Source organism: Peribacillus suis (assembly GCF_059384845.1).
This window is the reverse complement of the sequence record NZ_CM182019.1, coordinates 2,386,871-2,405,157: the sequence shown is the minus strand read 5'-3', so window position 1 is coordinate 2,405,157 and position 18,287 is coordinate 2,386,871. Positions and strand designations below refer to the sequence as shown.

Annotated in this window: 20 protein-coding genes and 1 other annotated feature; of the genes, 15 read left to right on the top strand and 5 right to left on the bottom strand. The window is 39.3% G+C overall.

Annotated elements, in window-relative coordinates:
* Window positions 1-16: 16 nt before the first annotated feature.
* Window positions 17-919 carry a DMT family transporter gene (locus tag AC503W_RS11660; protein ID WP_427686958.1) on the bottom strand — a complete coding sequence of 301 codons (903 nt, stop codon included), beginning with the start codon at window positions 917-919 and terminating at the stop codon, window positions 17-19.
* Complete coding sequence (locus AC503W_RS11655) at window positions 903-1,310, bottom strand: reverse transcriptase-like protein (protein ID WP_402869059.1); 408 nt, start codon at window positions 1,308-1,310, stop codon at window positions 903-905. The genes AC503W_RS11660 and AC503W_RS11655 overlap by 17 nt, the downstream gene beginning before the upstream one ends.
* A 255-nt stretch (window positions 1,311-1,565) precedes the next feature.
* Between AC503W_RS11655 and AC503W_RS11650 the strand changes: the two genes are divergently transcribed.
* The 3 genes from AC503W_RS11650 (at window position 1,566) to AC503W_RS11640 (ending at window position 3,509) form a co-directional block, all read left to right on the top strand.
* Window positions 1,566-2,264 (top strand): ribonuclease H family protein, encoded by a 699-nt coding sequence (locus AC503W_RS11650; RefSeq protein WP_402869057.1) that lies wholly within the window; start codon window positions 1,566-1,568, stop codon window positions 2,262-2,264.
* The gene (locus AC503W_RS11645; protein ID WP_402869055.1) at window positions 2,242-2,433 is read left to right on the top strand and encodes a zinc-finger domain-containing protein; all 192 of its coding nucleotides are present in this window, start codon (window positions 2,242-2,244) and stop codon (window positions 2,431-2,433) included. Before AC503W_RS11650 ends, AC503W_RS11645 begins: the two co-directional genes overlap by 23 nt.
* Before the next feature lie 77 nt (window positions 2,434-2,510).
* Window positions 2,511-3,509 carry an HD-GYP domain-containing protein gene (locus AC503W_RS11640; RefSeq protein WP_402988097.1) on the top strand — a complete coding sequence of 333 codons (999 nt, stop codon included), beginning with the start codon at window positions 2,511-2,513 and terminating at the stop codon, window positions 3,507-3,509.
* Between the two features lie 18 nt (window positions 3,510-3,527).
* Here the strand turns inward: AC503W_RS11640 and AC503W_RS11635 are convergent, their stop codons facing one another.
* Window positions 3,528-3,989, bottom strand: a complete 462-nt coding sequence (locus AC503W_RS11635) for an RrF2 family transcriptional regulator (protein ID WP_402869867.1) — start codon at window positions 3,987-3,989, stop codon at window positions 3,528-3,530.
* A gap of 171 nt (window positions 3,990-4,160) precedes the next feature.
* Here AC503W_RS11635 and hmpA point away from each other — a divergent pair, with 171 nt between their 5' ends.
* The 4 genes from hmpA (at window position 4,161) to AC503W_RS11615 (ending at window position 8,595) form a co-directional block, all read left to right on the top strand.
* Window positions 4,161-5,369 (top strand): NO-inducible flavohemoprotein, encoded by a 1,209-nt coding sequence (hmpA, locus tag AC503W_RS11630; protein ID WP_494914247.1) that lies wholly within the window; start codon window positions 4,161-4,163, stop codon window positions 5,367-5,369.
* Window positions 5,370-5,433: 64 nt separating this feature from the next.
* Window positions 5,434-5,648: a binding site (T-box leader), on the top strand.
* A gap of 57 nt (window positions 5,649-5,705) precedes the next feature.
* On the top strand, window positions 5,706-6,794 hold the full coding sequence (proB, locus tag AC503W_RS11625) for a glutamate 5-kinase (RefSeq protein ID WP_402869051.1): 1,089 nt from the start codon (window positions 5,706-5,708) through the stop codon (window positions 6,792-6,794).
* A 28-nt stretch (window positions 6,795-6,822) separates the two neighbouring features.
* Window positions 6,823-8,070 carry a glutamate-5-semialdehyde dehydrogenase gene (locus tag AC503W_RS11620; RefSeq protein ID WP_402869049.1) on the top strand — a complete coding sequence of 416 codons (1,248 nt, stop codon included), beginning with the start codon at window positions 6,823-6,825 and terminating at the stop codon, window positions 8,068-8,070.
* 81 nt (window positions 8,071-8,151) lie between these two features.
* Entirely contained in the window at window positions 8,152-8,595 is a 444-nt protein-coding gene (locus AC503W_RS11615) for a general stress protein (protein WP_402869047.1), read from the top strand.
* 211 nt (window positions 8,596-8,806) lie between these two features.
* On the opposite strand, the gene AC503W_RS11610 is transcribed toward AC503W_RS11615, so the two are convergent.
* Window positions 8,807-9,439: a LysE family transporter gene (locus AC503W_RS11610; RefSeq protein ID WP_402869045.1), complete on the bottom strand. Its 633-nt coding sequence runs from the start codon at window positions 9,437-9,439 to the stop codon at window positions 8,807-8,809.
* 210 nt (window positions 9,440-9,649) lie between these two features.
* Here AC503W_RS11610 and AC503W_RS11605 point away from each other — a divergent pair, with 210 nt between their 5' ends.
* The gene (locus AC503W_RS11605) at window positions 9,650-10,282 is read left to right on the top strand and encodes a LysE family transporter (protein ID WP_494914244.1); all 633 of its coding nucleotides are present in this window, start codon (window positions 9,650-9,652) and stop codon (window positions 10,280-10,282) included.
* Between the two features lie 105 nt (window positions 10,283-10,387).
* Window positions 10,388-11,803: an amino acid permease gene (locus AC503W_RS11600; protein WP_402869042.1), complete on the top strand. Its 1,416-nt coding sequence runs from the start codon at window positions 10,388-10,390 to the stop codon at window positions 11,801-11,803.
* Window positions 11,804-11,863: 60 nt separating this feature from the next.
* On the opposite strand, the gene AC503W_RS11595 is transcribed toward AC503W_RS11600, so the two are convergent.
* Complete coding sequence (locus tag AC503W_RS11595; protein ID WP_402869040.1) at window positions 11,864-12,307, bottom strand: DUF5392 family protein; 444 nt, start codon at window positions 12,305-12,307, stop codon at window positions 11,864-11,866.
* A 392-nt stretch (window positions 12,308-12,699) separates the two neighbouring features.
* Here AC503W_RS11595 and AC503W_RS11590 point away from each other — a divergent pair, with 392 nt between their 5' ends.
* The 6 genes from AC503W_RS11590 (at window position 12,700) to AC503W_RS11565 (ending at window position 18,084) form a co-directional block, all read left to right on the top strand.
* Window positions 12,700-13,080: a hypothetical protein gene (locus tag AC503W_RS11590; RefSeq protein WP_402869039.1), complete on the top strand. Its 381-nt coding sequence runs from the start codon at window positions 12,700-12,702 to the stop codon at window positions 13,078-13,080.
* Entirely contained in the window at window positions 13,070-13,528 is a 459-nt protein-coding gene (locus tag AC503W_RS11585) for a hypothetical protein (protein ID WP_402869038.1), read from the top strand. Before AC503W_RS11590 ends, AC503W_RS11585 begins: the two co-directional genes overlap by 11 nt.
* Before the next feature lie 233 nt (window positions 13,529-13,761).
* Entirely contained in the window at window positions 13,762-15,933 is a 2,172-nt protein-coding gene (locus tag AC503W_RS11580; RefSeq protein ID WP_403079411.1) for a DNA topoisomerase III, read from the top strand.
* Between the two features lie 94 nt (window positions 15,934-16,027).
* Entirely contained in the window at window positions 16,028-16,456 is a 429-nt protein-coding gene (gene mntR, locus AC503W_RS11575) for a transcriptional regulator MntR (RefSeq protein ID WP_402869035.1), read from the top strand.
* Window positions 16,457-16,693: 237 nt separating this feature from the next.
* On the top strand, window positions 16,694-17,389 hold the full coding sequence (locus AC503W_RS11570) for a class I SAM-dependent methyltransferase (protein ID WP_494914241.1): 696 nt from the start codon (window positions 16,694-16,696) through the stop codon (window positions 17,387-17,389).
* Window positions 17,389-18,084 carry an AIM24 family protein gene (locus AC503W_RS11565; RefSeq protein WP_494917339.1) on the top strand — a complete coding sequence of 232 codons (696 nt, stop codon included), beginning with the start codon at window positions 17,389-17,391 and terminating at the stop codon, window positions 18,082-18,084. Before AC503W_RS11570 ends, AC503W_RS11565 begins: the two co-directional genes overlap by 1 nt.
* The last annotated feature ends 203 nt before the right edge of the window (window positions 18,085-18,287 follow it).

The window sequence follows — 18,287 nt, the reverse complement described above, 5'->3', positions numbered from 1 at the left end:
TAGAAGTCCAGCCTATTTACGTGACTTCCCTTGGTATAGATTTTCTTTGTGGAAGTTCAGCAAGAATCATGCCGGCAAAAATGAATCCACAACCGGTTAAAGAAGCAACTGTCAATTTTTCATCAATCCATATGTATGAGGTCAATGCTGCAAATACAGGTTCCATGGAAAAAATCAAGGCAACCCTAGTGGGCGTCGTATAGGCCTGAAAATAGGTTTGTACAAAAAAAGCAAATGAGGTGGCCATGACTGAAGTTACTAATAAGGCCGTCCAAACCTCTGTCTGTAGCATGACCTCAGCCTTGAAGACTACTGAATAATTCTCACCAAAAATCAAGGCGGAGAGAAAGGATAAAAGGGATACCGTCCCTATTTGTATTAGCGTCAATGGAAGCGCCGGAAGGGTTTTTGCATATTTTGCGGTCGTGATGATTTGCATGGCAAAGCTGATGGCACACAGAAACACTAAGAAATCCCCGACATTCACAGATGAATGGTCAACGAATGCCATTAAGTAAAGGCCAAAAGTTGCAGCAACGACTCCTAGAACCATATTGCGTGACAGCTTCAATTTTAGGAGCACCAACGAAAAAACGGGGACCATCACCACACTTAATCCCGTAATGAAGCCTGTCTTTGCAGGAGTCGTTAACTCTAGCCCTTTTGTTTGAAAGGCATAACCCAAGAAAAGCCAAACCCCGATATGAAGTCCTGCCAACATTGTTTCATTATGGTATCTATTCCCTTTTTTATGTAAAGTCAAAAAATATGGTACAAGCAAAAACAGAAAGGCAATGAAAAAGCGGATAGCATTAAAGCTAAAGGGTTCAAGAAAAGAGATCGCATTTTGAACCATTACGAATGTGACACCCCAAATAAATACCACGAATAGTAAAGTTGCATCAGCAGTCTTTTTCATGTTGATCCTTATTCAGACGTATGGCCCGTCGAGCTAACTCATCCGCCGATTTATTCTCTATACTTGGTATCCATTTCACGAAAAACAACTCTAGTTGGTCGGTTAGTTTAAGTGCTTCATAAAGTAAGGGCCCGTATTTCTTTTTAGCAAATTTCTTTTCAATAGCCTGGTTAATTGCCTGGGAATCCGTACGGAATGAGACGACTTGATAATTACTGGCAACACAAATCTCTAAAGCCTTAATTAATGCATGGTATTCCGCCTCGTGGTTTTCCATACAGCCAAGTGGAATTGAATGACGCTCTACCACACCGTTATTATTTATGAAAATGCCTGCGCCACTTGGTCCAGGGTTTCCGGCACTTGCACCATCTATATACACTTCAATCATGATGTTCCTCCTCGAGTACACAATATTAATATGATATGATTAAAACTTGTTTCCTATATCATTCTCACTTTGGAAACGAAAAATATTTCATTTCCAAAGTGAGAAATTCGTGTTGTTTAGGGAACTACTATAAAGGAATATTATAAGAATATTTATTAGTATATTTTATATTATAGATGGTATTACGGAAAATAGGTATGAAAATTGTCGAACTTAATCGTATGAAATAGAGCGATTTTAAGGAGCTGAAAATCATTGAAAGTAATCATGCATTGGAAATATAAAACCTCCAGGAAACCTTCAGCGGATTTCACTTCAGATTGGCTTGATGCCGGAAGTGCTTTAATCATAGCTGACGACCTTGAAAAAACGGGCCGACTGAAGGACGTAGAATTCAAGGATGATTTCGATACAACATGGACGAAGAAAGAATTAAAGAAACTTTTGACAGTGGTTGAAGAGGAGCCGCAGGATGTGACGGTCTTTTTTGATGGGGGCTACCAAAAAGATCAAAAAACTGCTGGAATAGGCGTAGCCATTTATTATCGGCAGGGAAAAAAACACTTCCGCAATCGCTCGAATGTAAAGCTTGAACAATTGGAATCCAACAATGAAGCGGAGTATGCTGCATTTTATGAGGCGTTGAATCGGATGGAAGACTTGGGTGTGCATCATCAAAGCTGTTCCTTTAAAGGAGATTCCCTTGTTGTATTGAATCAATTGTCGGGAGATTGGCCATGCATGGAAGAGACCCTAAATAAATGGTTGGATCGCATAGAAGCGAAACTGGAAAAGATGAAAATCATTCCGGTCTATAAGCCAATTTCGCGGAAGGAGAATCAGGAAGCGGATCGTTTGGCAACACTCGCTCTTCAAGGTGAATCCATTTTTAGTAATTTGGAAATTATTGATCAAAGGAGTCGTAATAGCGATGAATCGGAAAAAAATATATGAAGAAGTAGAAGAGGTGATTGTATCTTACTGCCAGGATTGCTTTCTGCAAAAACAATTCCGAAAAGATAAAGGTCGTTCATATGCTCATAAGTTCTGTATATCACAGTGTACTGTGGGAGAAAAATTAAGAGAGCTGGGAAACAAACTGGTTGATGATACACAGGTATAAGAAGTGGATCCTACTTTTTTCACAATAACATAGAATAATATGGTATTATGGGGAAAAAGAAGGAAAAGTGTGGAGCTATGAATAAAAGAAAAGGAAAGTTAAATAAAGAGTGGAAAGTACCGCTTACCATTCCCGAAATCGATTCTTTGTTGGAAGAACTGAATAAAAAGACAAAAGAAAACCAAGAGTCGTCAGTTAGTGACCTTTATGATAAACAAAAAATGGGGGATCACCTACACCACCAAATAAACGATATTACGGTACAAATAAAGAATATATTTGATGACATACGCAAAGAAGAGAAAATTCAACGCAGGACAATTGACGGAATTCAAGCGGAAATTGTCCCAGTCATTCAAGAGGCAGCCAGGATTCCGGATATTTACTACTTATTCGAAGAAATGCAGTCCAAAAACGAATATACGTATAAGCATAATATAGGGGTCGGGATCATAGCGACCTATTTAGGGAAGAAGCTCGGATTGTCGAGTGAAAGTCTCTCCAATCTTACATTAGCGGCAACCCTTCATGATGTTGGTAAAACTAGGATACCTGAGAGTTTATTAGACAAGCCGGGGAAACTAACCTTAGCAGAATATGAAGAAATGAAACGGCATACGATTTATGGATACGAGCTACTTAAGAACATACCAGGGCTCCATCCTTCTATAGCATTGACGGCACTTCAGCACCATGAGCGTGAGGATGGGCATGGATATCCATTAAACCTGAACGGGAATAATATTTACTATCTTTCCAAAATCGTAGCAATAGCTGATGTGTTTCATGCCATGTCCTCAAATCGGGTTTATCATCAGGCCATGCCATTTTATATGGTCATCGAACAAATGAACCGAGATGTATTCGGAAAATTCAATCCTGAAATTTTGTTGGTATTCATTAATTCCTTGATGGAAACGCTAGTGGGAAAAGAAGTCATGCTGACGAATCAGCAGATTGGGACGATTATCATGATAAACCCATATGACCCTCTTAAAGTACTGATGAAAACCGATGCAGGTTTCGTGGATTTAAGAATGGAAAAGGAATTACAAATTGAGCGGATCATGAGTTAATGAGAAAAAGAGCCGGATTTAAATATCGGGCTCTTTGTCCTTTGGCTTTACCGAATCGAAATAGGCTTTTAACATTACTCTATTTTCAACGAAATCGGCAATTGTATATTGATCAAGAACCTTAAGAAAAGCGTCTAAGGCATTATTAAGTACAAATTTTAAAGAACATACGGGAGAAATCACACAGTTATCATCATCTTTGAAGCATTCTACTAAGTAAAAATCTTCCTCCGTTTTACGGACCAATTCTCCAACATTTATCTCATCAGGTTTTTTTGCCAGCCGTAACCCACCATTTCGTCCGCGTACTGTCTCAATATAACCCAATTTACCAAGGTTATAGACAATTTTCATCAGGTGGTTTTTCGATATATGATAGACTTCAGAAATCTCTTTTATATTTGTCAACGTGCTTTGTTCCTGGGAAGCTAGGTAAATCAAAACTCTTAGTGAATAATCTGAATAACTCGTTAGCCTCATGTTTTTCGCCTCACATTCTATCCCTTTGACTATATCATAAATGTGAACATTTTTTAACATCAATGCTAAAGTGCTAAAAAGAAGTATTCTAGATATTGCTTTTATCGATATTTGGTTTTAAGATAAACATGTATTTAAAATACTTGTTTTTTTAAAAAGAGGAGCCTAAACATGTTATCTCAAAAAACCATTGATATCATAAAATCCACCGTGCCTGTATTAGAAGTGCATGGTACTACCATTACAACTGTTTTTTATAAAAATCTTTTTGAAGCCCATCCAGAGCTATTGAATATTTTTAATCACACTAACCAGAAAAAGGGGCGTCAACAAAACGCATTAGCGAACACGGTGCTAGCTGCCGCTAAATATATCGACCAGCTTGAAACGATTTTACCGGCAGTTAAACAAATTGCTCAAAAACATAGGAGCCTTATTGTGAAACCTGAGCATTATCCTATTGTCGGAGAATACTTATTGGCTGCTATCAAGGAAGTGTTGGGTGATGCAGCTACCGAGGAGATCCTTCAAGCATGGGGAGATGCATACGGTGTCATAGCTGATGTTTTCATTAACATGGAGAAGGAAATGTATGACCAGGCATCTAACCAGAATGGGGGATGGACTGATTTCAAACCGTTTACTGTTATTAAGAAGGTACGGGAAAGTGAAGTCATAACTTCTTTCTATTTAAAATCTGCCGATGGAGAAGCTGTCCCATCATATTTACCTGGGCAATATTTAACAGTACGCATCGAAATCCAGGGTGAACAGTATTTATTCAACCGTCAATATAGTTTATCGGATGCACCAGGAAAAGAATATTTCCGTATCTCCGTCAAAAAAGAAAAAACACAAGTCTCTCCTGATGGAAGGGTCTCGAACCACCTGCACGATGCCATTCAAGTTGGGGATAGTATTGAGGCGACGGTTCCTGCAGGAGACTTTACCCTGGACTTAAAAAAACAATCACCAATTGTCTTTCTTAGCGGAGGTGTTGGAATCACGCCTTTCATGAGTATGATGCATTCCCTTGCTGACCTACAGTCTGAACGTGATGTACAATTGGTCCATGCTTGTGAGAATGGGGCAGTTCAGCCGTTTAGAGAAGAATTGGCAGGACTTTCACAAAAGCTAGTAAACTATCAATTATCGTATGTTTTCAAGAACCCTAGTAAAGAAGATCAAGATCTTCTTTACTATGAAAAACAAGGATACATGGATGTTGAGCTTTTAAGCAATCATATTAAAGCGGATGCAGATTATTATGTATGTGGTCCTGTACCATTTATGAAAACGATCATCACTCACTTGAAGGAGCTAGGGGTCGATTCCGAAAAAATTCATTATGAGTTTTTCGGTCCGGCAATGCCCCTTTAAGATTTAGTAAGGCACCTGGAATGTTGTTGACATCACGACGATAATTTTGCATACTATATTAAAACAATGAACGTTGAGAGAAGATTAGTATGCGAAATATTACTGTGACAGAGAGCGGAGTTTATAGCTGGAAGACCCGCGACAGAAAAGCGCAGAACCTGCTTCTTGAGTCCTATGCAAAACATAGGCGCGAACCCTGGCGTTATTAGGTAAAGTGGGATGTATACATGTGCATCCAATGAAGGTGGTACCACGGAGAGAGCTCTTTTCGTCCTTATTTCGAGGATGAAAAGGGCTTTTTTTCATTTTTAAGATATTTATTGGAGGAAAAAATCGATGGAAAAGAAGCGCATCGTTGTAAAGATAGGAAGTAGTTCTTTAACAAACAACCAAGGTGAAATCGACCAAAAGAAATTTTCCGATCATATTCACGCAGTAGCGGCCTTACGTTCAGCTGGGCATGAAGTGGTTTTAGTTTCATCCGGAGCGGTAGCAACTGGCTTTCGTAAATTAGGTTATCCGACAAGGCCTGTTACATTAAAAGGAAAACAAGCGGCAGCCGCGGTCGGTCAAAGTCTATTGATTCAGTCCTATATGGAGCAACTGGGCCAATTCGGGATCGTCCCGGCGCAAATTTTGTTAACAAGAAATGATTTTTCGAATAAAGAACGCTATCAAAATGCCTATGCTACATTGATGGAATTGCTTGAGCGGGGGATTCTTCCGATAATTAATGAAAATGATACCGTATCCATTGCGGAACTGACATTCGGGGATAATGATATGTTATCTGCCCTTGTTAGCGGCCTTGTCCATGCGAACCAGTTAATCATCCTAACCGATATAAACGGGCTTTATGATTCTAATCCGCAGACTAATCCCATGGCTAGCAGATTCGGCCAGCTTTCTGAAATTACCGAAGAATTGCTGCAAATGGCTGAAGGTGCGGGGTCAAGTGTGGGTACGGGTGGTATGAAATCTAAGCTGATTGCAGCTCAGACAGCCCTTTCCCTGGGAGTTAAGGTGTTTATTGGATCCGGAGAGGGGAGAGAGAAACTCCTTACCATCCTAGAAGGAAACGGTGATGGCACATATATCGGCAATGAGGTCCTAACGACTGTTACCAAAAATAAGCAGTGGATTTCCCTTCATTCAAAAGTGTCAGGGGCGATTTACATCGATGAAGGTGCTGAAAAGGCTTTAGTTTCGAAAGGGTGCAGCTTATTACCTGCAGGGATATATGAGATCAAAGGGAACTTCACTAAGGGGGATGTCGTCGAAGTGTTCGGTGCCAGCGGTGTTTTGGGACGTGGAGAGGTTCTATACTCATCCTCCGAATTGAAGCAGGCGATGGGAAAGCGCACGACTGAGCTTGTCCTTTCTTCGATAGAAGTCATCCATCGTGATAAATGGGTGAAAGCTTAATCAAAAAAATTCAAGGGGGTTTATGGATATGAGTGAAGTGTTAGCAAAAGGAAAAGCGGCCAAGAGCGCAAGTTATCAGCTGATCGGCCTGTCTACTGAAGTGAAAAATGAGGCACTTGAAAAAGTAGCTCAACGCCTGGTCTTAGATAAGGAATACATTTTGGCCGAAAACAAAAAGGATCTAGATATGGGCCGCCAAAAAGGAATGAATGAATCGGTATTGGACCGCATCATGCTGAATGGAAAACGGATTGAAGATATGGCGGCGGCCATTCGCCTTTTAGTTGACTTAAAAGATCCAGTTGGCGAAGAACTAGAAACGATTGAAAAGGATAATGGCTTATTGATTAAAAAGCTACGAGTTCCGATTGGGGTCATTGGCATGATTTATGAAGCAAGGCCGAATGTGACCATAGATGCTGCGACTTTATCTTTGAAAACGGGTAATGCAGTCATCTTACGTGGTAGTTCATCTGCCAAATCTTCTAATAAGGCCTTGGTTTCGTCTATCCACAAGGCATTAGAGGGTACAGCCATCCCCGTGGATGCCGTTCAACTAATTGAAGACACCAGTCGTGAAACGGCTAAAGAGCTATTCCATCTTAACGATTATTTAGATGTCTTGATTCCTCGGGGAGGAAAGAATTTAATTGAAACCGTCATGAAAGAGTCAAGTGTTCCGGTTCTTGAAACCGGGGCAGGCAATTGTCATATTTTCATTGATGAAACGGCTGATCCGGCTATGGCGGAGAAGGTAGTCTTGAACGGAAAAACTCAGCGCCCTTCCGTGTGCAATGCCATTGAAAGTTTGCTAGTTCATGAAAATTGGTTTGAAAGCCATGGACATCGTTTATTAGAAGCCTTGGATGAAAGAGGTATAGAGATATTTGGGGATGATACGGTCTGTGCCGCTTTTTCACCAGCCAAAATGGCGACGGAAGAAGATTGGTCCGCTGAATATTTAGCACTGAAAATCAGTGTGAAAATTATCAAGGATGTATCTGATGCCATCGAACATATTAATCGTTATGGTACGAAGCATTCCGAAGCGATCCTTACCAACGACGATTCAAATGCGGCGACCTTCTTGAAAAAGGTAGATGCAGCCGCTGTTTATCATAATGCTTCGACACGCTTTACAGACGGTTTCGAATTCGGATACGGTGCCGAAATTGGCATTTCCACGCAAAAACTTCATGCTCGTGGACCTATGGGGTTACCTGCCTTGACCTCAAGCAAGTATTTTATATATGGTCAAGGTCAAATAAGAGAGTAGAAGCATTCTAGTTCATGATGATTAGTAAAGCATTTTAACGGGTAATGGTATAGTACATTACTTTTTAAAGGAGCAGATACCATGGACAAGAGATTTATAGAAATTTTTAATAATGAAAATGAAGCAATGGTAGCAGTTGAACAGTTAAAGAAAGAAGGATATACATCCGATCAGATTTCAGTTGTGGCAAAAGATAGTAAGAATTTGTCTAATGAAATTGAAGAAGTGAGTCCTACTAAAACGGATGGATTTATAGCGGGTGCAACGGCGGGAGGGGCAGTTGGTTTAACTGGTCTACTTATTGGAATGAGTGCACTTGCAGTACCTGGCATCGGACCAATTTTGGCCGCAGGCCCGTTATTTGCCACATTTGGTGGAGCTGCTGCAGGTGCAGCATCAGGTGCAGGTGGATTGGAAAAACCATTAATGGATTTTGGATTGGATAAGGCTGAAGCAAAACAGTATGTAGAGGATATCAAGGCTGGGAAAATCTTGGTCGTTGCAGATACTCATTTAGATAAATGACAGATAGATTAACTATTGAGAAATACATACCAGAACGTTTCTGTTTCTATGTTAGGAATGTTAGTACTTAGAGGATGCTTAGGCATTCTCTTTTTTTTGTGCGTACAGGTTGTTTCGGGCACTTGAGTGAAACAAAATGTCAGGCTATACCTACACCTGACATGGAAGAAGAGGCACTCTTATTATCATTGTTTACGAAAGGTAATGACTCTTATGTAAATAAAAGCTTTGCTGCTTGAATGGAAAAGTATATACCGATTCCTATTAAAGAAACTCCCGATATTATCGAAATGCCTGTGAGTATAGGTTTCGATAAAAATCGTCTAAGGGAACTGGAGACGATAGCCATCGTGAAATCCCATAATAAAAGTCCAAGAAGAATTCCCAAGCTATAAATGAGTAAATGAGACATATCATATTTTAAAACGGAGTTTGCAAGTACCGAACCATAAATACCTAACCAAAACAAAATGGATAAAGGGTTCGAAAGCGACATAATGAACCCAGATAAGAATGAAGAAGCAAGTCGGTCATTGGACTTTTGATTATTCACTTCAATCTTTCCAGCGCTTAGGAGGCTTTCAATCCCTGTATAAGTCAGAACGAAAAATCCAAAAATCCATAAAAACGTCTTCAGGAAGGAGTTGTCCATAAAATGGATAAAACCAAAAAAGACAAGGGCTATAAAGACAGTATCCGCTAAAATGGCGCCCCAGCCGAAAATCCAGGCATGGAAAAACCCTTTCTTAATTCCAATGTCCAATTGAGCAGCATTAATAGGACCGATAGGAACCGCTATTGACAAGCCTAAGAATACGTAGCTTAAAAAAACAACTAAATCCAAAGTATCACCCCTTCATTGATATCTCTTAATTTGAATGTATTCAAACGAGCGGACTCTCAAACCAACTTTTTTATAATCCTAAAAAGCTTGGTCAGAAGGGATGGAAAACCTTTGGATCCATGTGAGCAATATATTCCAGGTAAAGGTAATAGGTTGGGGATTTTCTCATAGAATGTACAAGTTATTACCTAAACGAATGGAGGGATGCTTTTGAGTGTACATTTACTTTTAAGTTACTTCTTTTTAGGAATAACCCTTGCTGCCCCAATTGGCCCGGTAAATTCCGCTCGAATAGATAAAGGAATCAAGAATGGATTTTGGCATGCGTGGATTGTTGGGGCAGGATCCATGATAGCAGATGCCATTTTCATGATTTTAGTTTATATTGGCATGGTAAGGTTCTTAGAGATACCAGTCGTTCAAATTTTCCTTTGGCTCTTTGGTGGATTCATTCTCATTTATACGGGGGTCGAAAGCGTTGTACAGTCCAACAAAATAACCTTAAATCAATATAGAAATAGGGATTCCTTATTTTCCTGTTTTTTAACCGGGTTCATTATGTCGGTGACCAGTCCATTATCTATTTTGTTTTGGTTAGGGATATACGGGTCGATTTTAGCTAAAACCGCATCCAGTTATGGTACGTCGCAGGTATTCATTTATAGCGGGATGATATTTCTGGGCCTCACTTGCTGGGGTTTTTTTGTAGCCTTATTGACGAATGGGTTTAGGAGATTTTTAACAGAAAGAAGCTTAAGGGTCATATCCATCACTTCGGGTGCATCACTTTTAGGCTTTGGTGGTTATTTTGCTTATCAAGGCATTAAAGCCATCGTTTCATAAGGTTCTAAATCTCTTTACCGCGTTTCTATTTCATTATGGAACTTCTTTCTAACATAATTCATTGTAGGTTTATTCATACTATGGATGATGGAAGGGGAAATTCTTATGAAAACAGAAGCCAATTGCAGCTCAGCAAAAGGGAATGCCGCTAAAAACTCTGTTTCAAGTGAACAACAAGGTGACATGAAATGGTGGCAGCTATCCTTAGTCGGTGTCGGATGCACGATTGGGACAGGGTATTTTCTAGGTTCGACAATAGGAATTAAAACAACTGGGCCATCCATTGTGTTTTCCTTTGTATTGGCTGCGTTAGGTACATATATCGTATATAATCTACTTGCTAAAATGACAGCTGCAGACCCTCAAAAGGGTTCATTTTGTTATTATGCTAATAAAGCATTCGGAAGATGGGCTGGCTTTAGCAGTGGCTGGAATTATTGGTCCTCTAATATTTTGATAATGGGTAGCCAGCTAACAGCACTTTCTCTCCTCTCTCAATTTTGGTTTCCAAAGGTGCCATTATGGCTATTTGCCTCTGGATTCGCGCTTGTTTCAATAGTGGTCGTTTTGCTGGGAACAAAGGGTTTTGACAGAGTTGAAAACATCCTTGCAGTTATCAAGACAGCGGCTATCTTCATGTTTATCATCATTGCCATATGTGCGGTAGTTGGTTGGTTTGGATTAGATGGTGGAAAGCCGCCTTCATTTCCGAATACGTACCATGAATTATTTCCAAAAAGGATGAAAGGTTTTTGGACATCGCTCATTTATGCTTTTTATGCATTTGGCGGCATTGAAGTGATAGGGCTGATGGCAATGCAATTGAAAAAGAAAGAAGATGCGCAAAAGGCAGGAACCATCATGCTTTTAGTTCTGACCATCATCTATGTAATATCTTTAGGATTAGCCGTGACAATGGTTTCGATGGAAGCATTCAGTGAAAAGGAAAGTCCCTTTGTAACAGCCATTGATAGTTATCATCTTACATTCTTTCCACATGTTTTTAATGGAGCCATCATCATAGCGGGCTTTTCAACGATGACCGCTTCATTATTTGGGGTAACCAATTTGTTGGTGACACTTGCGGATGATGGAAATGCCCCTTCATTTTTCATGAAGAAGATAAAGAAGTTTAAAGACCTTCCGTTACCTTCTCTCGTTCTGGCAGCCATAGGGCTCCTGGGGTCCATTATTACAGCTTTACTACTGCCAGGAAAGATTTATGAATACATTACAACATCAGCTGGTATCTTACTTTTGTATAATTGGGGTTTCATCATACTTTCTTCGCTTAAAATTCTCGAACATAAATTGTGGAGTAAAGTCATTGCTATTTTCGGGATTGTTTTAATACTTATAACAGTTAGTGGAACCCTTCTTGAAAAGGAGATACGTCCTGGATTCTTCATCAGTTTATTATTCATCATAATCATCGGGCTTGCTACCATTTATATGAAGTTAAAGGTTTGGAATAAGGACAAGGCGATGACGGCGAGGGCCAAAAGATCGGAACTAGATTAAAAAATGGAACCCGACTTATCGTGTCGGGTTCCATTTTTTGTTTAGATTTTGTTAACGGATTTAACTATGGGAGGAGTTGTTCTTTCTTTGTTCTTCTTCGGCCAGAAACTCAATGAAAACATTCATCGCTAAAAAAGGGTGCTCATTCACTTTTTGATAATAATTATTTTTCCTTGCATCCGTTAGATAGGTACTTTTTTTCATTCTCTCAAGGACAAACTTTTGGCTCATTTTCACTATTTCTTTTTGGTTGTGTTTATTTTCTTTCATTAAAGCAAATCCTATTGCACCTATTAGTGCATAAATACATAGTGCTATTTTAGAAATAGGATAAGAATCATTCATAAACAAGAGGAAAAAAAGGTTTATAACGGAAAATCCTATCATTACGGTGGAGAAGAAACCATACTTCATATTTTTCTTCAATAAGGGATTTAATTTCATTTGGATTTTCTTCAATTCACTTTGCATAGAGTGTGGAATATTCTTGACCTTTATATTCATCGTATCCTCCTTTAGTAATCGCTGCTGCTAGTTTTTCCTTCTATATAAAAAGATCATCCATTAATATAATCATTTTAAAAAATCTTTCATAGTAATTCGTGATTACATACATTCTAACGTGTAAAAAATTATTTGTCATTTATTATACGTTAAAGGGGGGACACGAGAAATGGCTAGTAAGAGTGAGAAAGAGTAGAAGAATCTTAGGGATTGGAAAATGGGGGATTATACATGAAAATCTTTAATAATTTAGTAATCACGTATTTTTTTGTCATAAATACATGACTTTTGTTCTGTTTTATCAAGGTTCGGCTAATTAAAATCGAGTTTTCGACTAAATCCAGCTATAATGAGTAAGCTAGAAGGATTTATAAGGTTAAGGAGGAAATAGAATGATGTCATGGACGTTAGCCATTTTGTTTGGTGTGGCAGTTTTACTCTTCATTTTTTCGTTTATAAAGACGGATTCGATGAAAGTAGAACAGCAAATTGAACAGGTTACAAGTACCTTTGGAGACGAAGTAAGCCAATTACAAATGCAAATAAGAAGTCTTGAGATAGATGCTGAAATAATGGCACAAGAAGCAGGTTTACTGTCTGGACCCCCTGAGAAGTGGATTTTGTTGCACGATGTACTAGATTTATATAAACGTGGATATTCAATCGATAGCATAGCAGCAAAAAAAGAACGATCTATTGAAGACATAGAAAACCTACTTGCTCCTTACATAAAAGCAAAGAACGAAAGGAGAAAAGTTGTCAATGACATCTAAATCGATGCGCAGCTTTGCCGGTGGCATTCTTGTTGCAGCAGGTATATGCGGAGCAGTATATTTCTTCGATTCTGAAGAAACGGCTAGCACAAAAACAGTAGAAAAATTATCTGATGATGAGATGAAAAACAAGTTAACTTCTGAAGGGTATGTCATTCATACCGAAAAAGAATATCAAGAGCAACTTGATGAATTGAAAGCCAACCAGGAGGTAGCTGAAAAAGGGACGAGCGAAAAGATTATTTATCGGACGGTCCTGAAAGTTACCAAAGGCATGACCAGCATTGATGTTGGTAAACATCTTAAACGGTCGAAAATCATCCTGAATGCCCAAGATTTCTTTAATGAAGTCGAAAAGAAGGGCAAGGCGAACAATTTACGTCCGGGTTCTTATGTGATAGATAGTGAAATGGAGACTGAGGAAATAATCTCTATTATCTTTAAGTAAGCATATTAATGTAGCAACTCATATGAAAAGCCGACTATCAAATGGATAGTCGGCCTTTTATGTCGTCTACAAACGCCATATCATTTTCGAACTGACTACCTGACTGCAGCAGGATAGTTCAATGTTTTCAAATGGGGACCTGGGACAAAAGCGACCCCCTATCTTTCCGATTTTCATAATTAAGGTATAATATAAGTGTGAAAGTATTTTGTAACGGATTAGGTGAAGAGAATATGAAGCTGATCATTGCCGAGAAACCTGATCAAGGTTCAACATTGGCAGCTCAATTTAAATCGAAGAAACAGCAAGGATATATAGAAATCATGCCAAACGAGCTTTTCCCCGATGGCGCTTATGTAACGTGGGCAGTCGGTCATTTATGTCAACTAGTATCACCGGAAACCTATCATTCTAACTGGAAAAAATGGTCGATTGATACCCTGCCGATGATACCGGAAAAATTTCAATACGAAGTGACCCGCCAAAAGGCCAAACAGTTCAATGTGGTCAAGACTTTGCTGAGTAAACCGAATGTTGATGAAATCATTCATGCTGGGGATGCTGGTCGCGAAGGGGAATTGATTGTACGTAATATCATTTCACTATGTCATGTCAAAAAGCCGATGAAACGTTTGTGGATTTCCTCACTGACTCCAAAGGCCATATATGAAGGGTTTCAAAATCTAATCAGTGAAGAGAAAACCAGGCCACTTTATCATGAAGCGTATACGCGTGCTTGTGCGGATTGGGTAGTAGGCATGAATGCATCAAGGGTATATAGCATTCTCTTGAAAAAAAAGGGTGTATCGGATGTATTTTCAGCAGGTCGCGTTCAGACCCCAACCCTTGCTTTGATAGTCAAAAGGGAATTGGAAATCGAACGGTTCAAATCAGAACCGTTTTGGGAAGTATTTGCAGACTTCAAGATGGATGGAAAGAAGTATCAGGGAAAATGGCAACAAAATAATGATTCGAGAATCCAGACTAAAGAGATGGCAGAGAAAATAGCTGCATTTTGTAAGGGAAAAGAAGCTGAAATTGCCGATATGACAACGGAAAGAAAAGAGTTTCAGCCTCCGCTCTTATTTAATCTGTCGTCATTGCAAGCAACTGTGAATAAGCTCTATAAGTACTCACCTAAAAAAACCCTGGATATCGTTCAAAGTTTATACCAAAAAGGAATTGTATCCTATCCACGGTCGGATTCCAACTATGTCACTAAAGGCGAAGCTGAAACATTTCCGGACATTATGCAAAAATTAAGTGGATTTTCAGAATATCAACCCTTTTTCCCGTTACCTATCTCCAGTATCAGCGACAATAAACGATTTGTTAACGAAAAAAAAGTTACGGATCACTATGCCATCATTCCGACAGAACAGGTTGTAGATCCAAAACGACTTTCCGGTGAGGAACGTAATATATATGATTTAGTGGTACGAAGACTGATTGCGGCACATTATGAAAAAGCCATTTTTGATTACACGACGATCAAGACAAAGGTCGAGAAGAGGGCCGAGTTCATTTCAAAGGGTAAACAACAGATTCAAGAAGGGTGGCGTAAGGTCATTTTTCAAGATGAGAAAGATGATGATGTTCTTTTACCCCTCCTTAAACAAGGCGATTCTGGGCTAGTGTCCAAGGTAAAAGTGAAAGAAGGAAAAACCCAGCCACCGAAGCGTTATACAGAGGGTCAGCTAATAACCTTGATGAAAACGGCGGGAAAGCATCTGGAAAATGAAGAGCTTGAAAAGGTCCTGATGAAAACAGAAGGCTTAGGAACCGAAGCGACACGTGCGGGGATCATTACCATGCTGAAAGATCGAAAATATATTGATGTTAAGAAAAACCAGGTATTTGCAACCGATAAAGGGAAGGTTCTCATTACAGCAATTGGCGAGAAAATCCTTGCTTCTCCAGAAATGACGGCTAAATGGGAGCAGCGCCTAAGGGAAATCGGGGAAGGTAAGGCTTCCGCGGGTGCTTTCATGGAAGCCGTTAAAAAGATGTCCACAAAGATTATTAGCGATGCCGTTGAGTCTTGTGAAACCTGGGACTTTCAAGGTTTAGATATCGATTCGATTCAAAGACCGGGTTTTAAGAAAAAAAGTGTGACATCAGTAGGAAGTTGCAAGAAATGTGGTGCTAAAGTTGTCGATAAAGGGGAATTCTATGGATGTGCAAGTTATCAGAAAACCAAATGTAACTTTACCGTCTCAAAAAAAATCCTTAATAAAAAAATCAGTCAGGTCAATGTTAAAAAGCTTTTATCCCATGGAGAAACCGATGTGATCAGTGGTTTCAAAAAAGGGGACAAGACGTTTGATGCTGCTTTAATTTGGTCTGATACCGAGAAGAAGGTAATTTTTAAATTTATATCGGATCAACCAGTTAAGCAAAATTAAGCGTTTCTACCATGCCCTGAGACGATATAATCTTGTTTCAGGGTCGTTTTTATAGTAAGATTTTTAGATATGCGTTTGAATGGGAGGATTCCTGATGCCTACACCGAGCATGGAGGATTACATAGAACAGATATATTTACTTATAGAAGAAAAAGGATATGCAAGGGTTTCGGATATTGCTGAAAACCTATCTGTACATCCTTCTTCAGTGACGAAGATGGTACAAAAGTTAGACCACGAAAAGTATTTAATCTATGAGAAGTATCGTGGTTTGGTTTTGACAGCAAATGGTAAAAAAGTGGGTAAACGACTTGTTTACCGTCATGAATTATTGGAGCAGATGCTACGATTGATAGGGGTCAAGGAAGAAAATATCTACCATGATGTTGAAGGAATCGAGCATCACCTGAGCTGGAATGCGATAGACCGAATTGGTGACCTTGTAGAATTCTTTGAGGAATCACCTAGCCGGGTTGAGGATTTAAGAAATATACAAAAGAAAAATGAAGAGAATGCAAAATAAGCTGCCATGGGCAGTTTTTTTTTGCTCTAAAACCATCATTCGTTTCTTAAATAAGCAACCACATGACGGGGAAAAGAGGATTTTTAGTCTTAAAACAGAATAGCTTATAAGGGGAATATTTTCAAAGACAATAAAATATATCCATTTAAATCATGAAAAAGGTGCGATCAGTAAATCTTTTCATTACCTTTTTCGAGGTTCATTGGTGAAAAACTATGTGAAATGGGGGAATGACATTTGAATTTAAAAACTTGGCATAAAGAAGCAGAAAAGAAATGGGATGTTTTTGCCCCTACATGGGCGAAGAATTCACAGGAAATGTGGGATACCGGTAGTCGTAAAAAGATCATCCCTTTCTTTTCTGAGTATGTGGAGGCGGGATCGAAGGTTGTGGATATAGGTTGCGGAGACGGAGTCGGTTCTTCAAAACTTGCCCAAGCCGGTTACACTGTTACAGGTGTGGACCTTTCAAACGTCATGGTTGAATTGGCTAAGGAAAATGCCGACCAACAACCCGGCCTTTCTTTTACACAAGGGGATTTTTACAGTCTCCCATTTAAGGATGTTGAAATGGATGCCGCTTTGGTGATCAATTCACTTGAATATACTGGTGAGCCACTGACGGTGATGAAGGAAATACATCGAATTATAAAGCCCGGGGGATATGTATGTTTTGGGATACTTGGACCTACGGCGGAGCCACGTAAAAAATTTAGTTACCAACGGTTATTAGGTGAAGATGTCATCATGAATACGATGCAGGCCTGGGAGTTTGAAAAGCTTGCACTATCTACTGGTTGGAAGCTAGTCGCTGAGACTGGGGTTGAAAAAAGAGGGGTGGACTACTCCAAGCTAGGTCACTTTTCAAAAGAATTGAAACAGTCCATTTCATTTATGTGGCTGTTCCTCTTTCAAAAAGAAGGTGTTCAATGATGGAAAAATACCATATCAATCAATTTGTCGAAAAAACGAAACAGCAGGATAAGGGCCAGGGATTATTTGAACTGGAGACGGAACGAATTCTTGAAATCAATCTCGAACAACAAATCTGGGCCAAAATGGGGACGATGATTTCATACCGGGGCAGTATTAAGTTCGAACGAGAAGGCATGTTGGAGCACGGGATTGGAAAATTATTTAAGAAAGCCTTTACTGGTGAAGGTACCTCTTTAATGAAAGCGACAGGAAAAGGGAAGCTATATGTGGCCGACCAAGGAAAGAAGATTTCGATTATACAATTGAACGGGGAGTCCATTTGTATAAACGGTAATGATTTACTTGCCTTTGAATCAAGTGTGAAATGGGACATTAAAATGATGAGACGCATTGCCGGATTGTTGGCTGGTGGATTGTTCAATGTCAGGCTTGAAGGAAATGGGATGGTTGCGTTCACATCACACTACGAACCGCTCACTTTACTTGTTGAAGAGGGGAAGCCAGTCTATACAGATCCAAATGCGACCGTCGCCTGGTCTGGGAACCTACAGCCAGACTTCGTAACAGATGTATCCTTGAAATCATTTTTTGGGAGAGGAAGCGGAGAATCAGTTCAGATGAAATTCGAAGGACAGGGGTTTATTGTTGTCCAGCCCTATGAAGAAGTATATTTTGGCGATAAAGAGTCGTAAAAAGGAAAACTAGATTCCTTTTTTTATGATAATAGAAGAGTATTAAATGAATTATTTGAGAATGAAGAAAAAGGATGAGTAACGTTTGCATTTAACAAGCTTAGGTATTCAATATAATTTCGTTCTAGTACGAAATAAAAAAATCCTGAGTATCTCATCAGGATTTTTCATTAGACACATGTGTGGCAGGTTCCCCCAAAAAG